Annotated in this window: 3 protein-coding genes and 1 pseudogene; 2 read left to right on the plus strand and 2 right to left on the minus strand. The window is 66.7% G+C overall.

Going from position 1 to position 5,423, the window contains the following annotated elements; translation table 11 throughout:
• Both H926_RS0101750 and H926_RS0101755 read left to right on the plus strand, forming a co-directional pair.
• The coding region (locus H926_RS0101750; protein ID WP_022674764.1) for a TonB-dependent receptor plug domain-containing protein at positions 1-2,405 on the plus strand (2,405 nt) is incomplete at its 5' end.
• Positions 2,405-3,484 (plus strand): tyrosine-protein phosphatase, encoded by a 1,080-nt coding sequence (locus H926_RS0101755; RefSeq protein ID WP_022674765.1) that lies wholly within the window; start codon positions 2,405-2,407, stop codon positions 3,482-3,484. The genes H926_RS0101750 and H926_RS0101755, both read left to right, overlap by 1 nt.
• Here the strand turns inward: H926_RS0101755 and H926_RS25115 are convergent.
• A complete protein-coding gene (locus H926_RS25115) occupies positions 3,472-4,803 on the minus strand; it encodes an APC family permease (RefSeq protein ID WP_022674766.1) in 1,332 nt (443 codons plus the stop codon). The genes H926_RS0101755 and H926_RS25115 overlap by 13 nt on opposite strands.
• A pseudogene (locus H926_RS0101765) lies at positions 4,796-5,423 on the minus strand (acetylpolyamine amidohydrolase); the annotation flags it as partial. The pseudogene H926_RS0101765 and the gene H926_RS25115, both read right to left, overlap by 8 nt.

Genomic DNA, 5,423 nt, shown 5'->3' on the forward strand with positions numbered 1-5,423 from the left:
ACCGTGGTGCGCGCCCGCATGCCCTGCGCACGGCCAGCGCCCTTGCCCTCTGCCTTGCCGGCGCCGCCCTGCCCGTCCTGGCGCATGCGGCCACCGCCGAACCGGCGCCGGAGCCGGCCCCCGCGCCGGTGGCAGACCCCACGCTGACCAGCACGCTCGACCAGATCGTCGTCACCGCGCAAAAGCGCAAGACCGACCTGCAGAAGACGCCGATCGCCATCTCGGTGCTCAATGCCCAGGCCCTGGCCGATCGCCACATCCAGTCGCTGGTCGATCTGCAATCAGGCGGCGTGCCCAGCCTGCGCGTCGCCCCGTTCTATTCGCGCAATTCGGCGCTGATCATGAACATTCGCGGCATCGGCGTGCTGTCCGACAGCAACCAGCCCGCGCGTGACCAGGGCGTGGGCGTCTATGTCGACGGCGTCTATCTCGGCCGCGCCCAGGGCCTGGGCACCGCGCTCTATGACATCGAGAACATCGAAGTGCTCAAAGGCCCGCAAGGCACGCTGTTTGGCCGCAATACCGAAGGTGGCGCGATCAACATCGTGACCAAGAAGCCCAGCGGCGAATTCCATGCCAATGCCCTGGTCGGCGCCGGCAACTATGGCAGCTACAAGGGCGAGCTGCATGTCGATCTGCCCAAGTGGGGCAACCTGGCGGCCAAGATCGATGGCGTGGTGTCGCACCGCGATGGCCTGGTCAAGAACCCGCTGGCCGGGCAGACCGATTTCAACTTCTACACCAAGCGCGGCCTGCGTGGCGAAGTGCTGTGGACGCCCACGCCCGATTTCAGCGCCGACTATGCCTATGACACGTCATACGACGCATCGAGCCCGCTCTATGCCCAGACGGTGAGCGCCGGCACGCTCAAGCGCCCGGTGGCCTATCCGCTCGAACCCAACCGCGTGGGCGTGGCCGCCGTCGGCGTGACGCAGCAGCCCAGCGTGGGCAAGACCCATGGCCACCGCCTGCTGCTGGAATGGCACCTCGACCCGCACCTTCAGGTCAAGTCGATCGCCTCATACCGTGAACTGACCCAGTCGCAGTATGACAACGGCTCGGCCACGACCAGCGCGATCAGCGCCACCGGCAACTTCACCGGCGCCAAGTTTTCGCGCTACAGCCTGGCCCAGTTCCGTCAGAATCAGGCGAGCGAAGAGCTGCAACTGCTGGGCGATTATGACCGCGTGAAGTTCGTGGCCGGCGCGATGTGGTATCAGGAAAAGGTGCAGGACAACGCCCAGGCGTTCTACACCATGGCCTTCTCCGATGCCGCCGGCAGCGCCACCACGGTGATCCCCTATGTCAGCTATGATGGCATTACCATCGACCGCGCCAGCCATGTCACCACCACCAGCGTGGGCGTGTTCGGCCAGGGCACCTATACCCCCGATCTCGCCGGTGACATCTTTCACCTGACATTGGGTGCGCGCTGGACGCACGACAAGAAGGAAGGCTCGCTGTTCACCGTCAACGGCGCCACGCCTTCGGTCAACGGCGTCACCGCGCCGCGCCTGCTCGACGCCAGCTGGTCACGCGTCGATCCGATGATCAACCTGGCGATCGACGCCAGCGAAGACGTGCATCTCTATGGCAAGTGGAGCACGGGCTACAAATCGGGCGGCGCCAACTCGCGCTCACTCACCTATGCCCCGTTCAATCCCGAAACCGTCTCGATGTTCGAACTGGGCGCCAAGACCGAATTCTGGGACAAGCGCGCCCGCTTCAACGTGGCCGCCTACACCGGCACCTACAAGAACATCCAGCTCGATTTCAGCGCCAACTATCTGCAGTATGATGCCCAGGGCAACCTGCTCAACACCACCCGCACCACCACCGAAACCCACAATGCACCGGGCACCGGGCGTCTCAAGGGGATCGAGGCCGATTTCACGGTCAAGCCCATCCCGCAGCTGACGCTGGGCGCCAGCTATGCCTATACCAGCGTCAAGATCCCCAATACGTCGAACCCGTTTCCGCAGGCCAACGGGGTGATCATCACCACCCCGATCCCGATCTACCAGGTCTATACGCCCAAGCATGCCGCCAGCGGCACGGTGGACGTCACCCTGCCGGTGGCTGCAGCGGAACTGCGCCTGCATCTCGATGCCAACTATGACAGCGGGTTCTACGCCAACTACGTCGATCCCGGCTTCAATACCGCCACGGGCGCCGTTACCCTGGCCCAGCCCAAGGGCGATGCCAGCGTGACGTTCAATGGCCGCATCGGCCTGGCTGACATTGCCCTGGGCGAAAACGGCGCCACGATGCAGGTCTCAGTCTGGGGCCGCAACATCTTCAACGAACAGCATATGTTCTACAAGGCGGCAAGCGCGCTGGTCGGGACTTATGGCTTCTTCAACGAAGCGCGCACCTGGGGCGTGGAAGCACAGGTGCGGTTCTGATGCGCCGCACCCATCTTGTCGCCTGGGCTCTCGGGCTGGTCCTGGCGGCCAGCCCGGCGCTCGCCCCGCAGACACTGGCCCGCGCCCACGATGCCATCGCCAGCCGTAGCGATGCCGCCACCCTGCTGGTCGATTGGCAGGCCAGCGGCCCGGTCGATGTCTATCTGGCGACCCGCCCCGACGCCCCGCTGGCCAACGCGCGGCCCGTGGCGCGCGCGGTGCGCAGCGGCCATGCGAAGGTGTGGGCCGCAGCCACGCCGCGCCCCTATGTGCTGCTGCGCGACCGGTCCGATGGTCGCGTCACCACGGTGGCCGAACGCATGCTGCCCCTGGCACAGGGATCGAACTTTCGCGATCTGGGTGGCTATCCGGCTGCCCATGGCAAGACAGTGCGCTGGGGCCTGATCTATCGGTCGGGCGCCACGCCGCTGCTATCGCCGGCCGATATCGCCATGGTGCGCGGCCTCGGCCTGACCACGATGGTCGACCTGCGCTCTGACGAGGAACGCCGCCTGGCACCCACGCGCTTGGCTGGCCAGGTCCACCAGGACGCCGTGCCCTATTCGATGATGGCGCTGTTTGCCGGCAACCACGGCAAGGTCACCGGCAATGGCGGGAAGCTCTATCGCCAGTTTCCCACCCTGCTGGCGCCGCAGGTGCGCCTGGTGTTCGATCGGCTCAAGGCCCATGCCGGCCCGATCGAATACAATTGCTCGGCCGGGCAGGATCGCACCGGGTTCATGACCGCGCTGATCCTGTCGGCGCTGGGCACCCCGCGCGCGGTGATCCTCCAGGACTATGACCTGTCTACCGCGCTGCGCCGCCCGGAATGGGAAATGCCCCGGATCGATGCGGCCACCGCCGCCAGCGATCCGGTCGCCAGGCTGTTTGCCGGCTATCAGGCCAACCCGGCGATGGCCCGGCCGCAACCGCTGCACGATCCCGATGGCCGCACGTTCCTCGCCAGCGCGCTGGACGAGATCGACACGCGCTATGGCTCGGTCGAAGGGTATCTGGACAAGGTGGCTGGCGTCAGCGCCGCGGATATTGCCGCACTGCGCAAGGCCTATACCGAATAGGCCAGATCGCTGGCCGGGGGCGGCGCATGGCGCGCTGCCCCTTGCCACCAGGCCAGCCCCAAGAGCAGCCAGCCGCAGCCGAGCAGCAGCGCCCAGGCGCCCATGCCCGTAAGGATCGCGGCGATCACCGCCAGGCCGACCACGGGCGAGACCACATGGAGTGCCAGGTTGCGCCGCGCCGACTTGCGGAAATGCACGAAGACGCACACGTGCAGCAGGGCAAACCCGGTCAGCGCGCCAAAGTTGACCAGCGTAGCCAGGAAATCCAGCGCATCGCGAAACGCCAGCGCCACCACCAGCGACAGGCCCGTCGTGGCCAGCATCGCCACCCAGGGCGTGTTGTGGCGCGGGTGCAACCGAGCAAAGGCGCCGGGCACCTGGCCATCGCGCCCCATGGCATAGAGCACGCGCGCCACGCCCACCTGCATCGGCAGGGCATTGGTAAAGCCCACCATCAGCGCAGTGAACCAGGCGAGCGCCGGCCTGGCCCAGCCCCCCAGCAGCATGCCCGCCACATCGTAATGGGCCGCCTCCAGGCTGGCAAAGTGCCGCCCGGCCATGGCATTGCCCAGAACCCAGGTGGAAAGGCCGAAAAACACCGTGGCCAGCGCCAGCACCGCCAATATCGCCCGGCCCAGCGTGCGCCCGCTGCGATCGGCAGTATCTTCCGCCAGGGTCGATACCGCATCAAAGCCCAGGAAGCTCAGCACACAGACCGAGGTGCCCGCCAGCACCCCGCGCCAGGGCAGCGGATCGGCCCAGACCGGTGCCGGCGAAAACGCCTGCTCCGGCCCCAGGAAGACAATGCCCGCGCTCACCAACAGGGTGGTGATGGCAATCTGGCTGATGACGCTCACCGCATTGAACACGCTGGTCGAGCGAATGCCGAACCAGTTGACCACGGTGGTGAATGCCAGCAGCGCCACGATCCACACCGCGCGGTCGACACCCGGCATCAACTGGCCCAGCGCCACGGCCATGATCACATAGACCAGCGAGGGGATGAGCAGGTAATCGAGCAGGATCATCCAGCCGCCCATGAATCCGGCAAACGGCCCCAGCGCGGCGCGGGCAAAGCCATAGAGCGATCCTGCGTTGCGCACCTCGCGCACCATCACGGCATAGCTGGTGGCGGTGAACGCCATGCACAGCCCGCCCAAGAGATAGGACAGCGCGATCAGCCCGTGGGCCTTGCCCCAGACCACGCCCAGCGTATTGAGCGGCGCCGATGGCGCAATCAGCGCCAGGCCATAACCGATGAGGTGCCAGAACCCCAATCGGCCCTGCAGCCCAGCTCCTGTGCCGGCCCCATCAGCCATGCGCAAAGCCTTCCAGCACATTGGCCACGTTGGTGCCGATGTCACCCACGGCATAGCCGCCTTCCATCACGAACAGCGTAGGCAGGCCCAGCGCCGCCACCCGCGCCCCGATGCGGGTGAAATCGGCGCTCGCCAGCTTGAAATGGCTGATCGGATCGCCGGCAAAGGTATCGACCCCCAGCGACACCACCAGCGCCTGCGCGCCGAATGCCGCGATGGCCGCGCAGCCTGTATCGAGCGCGGCCAGATAGGCTCCGGCCGCCGTGCCCCAAGGCAATGGCAGGTTGAGGGTGCACCCCTGCCCGGCGCCGCTACCGGTCTCATCGGCAAAGCCGGCAAAGAACGGGTATTCCACCGCCGGATCACCGTGGAGCGAGGCGAAGAACACGTCGGCGCGGTCATAGAAGATCGCCTGCGTGCCGTTGCCATGGTGATAGTCGACATCGAGCACCGCCACTGTGGCCACCCCGGCATCGCGCATCGCCTGCGCCGCGATCGCGGCATTGTTGAGATAGCAAAAGCCGCCCATCGCGCGCGGGCCCGCGTGGTGTCCAGGCGGGCGGCACAGGGCAAAGGCGGCGCGCTCTCCGCCCAAGACCGCCGCCGCGCCGGTCAGCGCG

The sequence above is a fragment of the Novosphingobium sp. B-7 genome (assembly GCF_000410615.1).
GTDB classification, from domain to species: domain Bacteria; phylum Pseudomonadota; class Alphaproteobacteria; order Sphingomonadales; family Sphingomonadaceae; genus Novosphingobium; species Novosphingobium capsulatum.

Coding starts and splice junctions, on each gene's coding strand:
- H926_RS25115 (WP_022674766.1), bottom strand. CDS start 4,803: ATGGCTGATGGGGCCGGCACAGGAGCTGGGCTGCAGGGCCGATTGGGG.
- H926_RS0101755 (WP_022674765.1), top strand. CDS start 2,405: ATGCGCCGCACCCATCTTGTCGCCTGGGCTCTCGGGCTGGTCCTGGCG.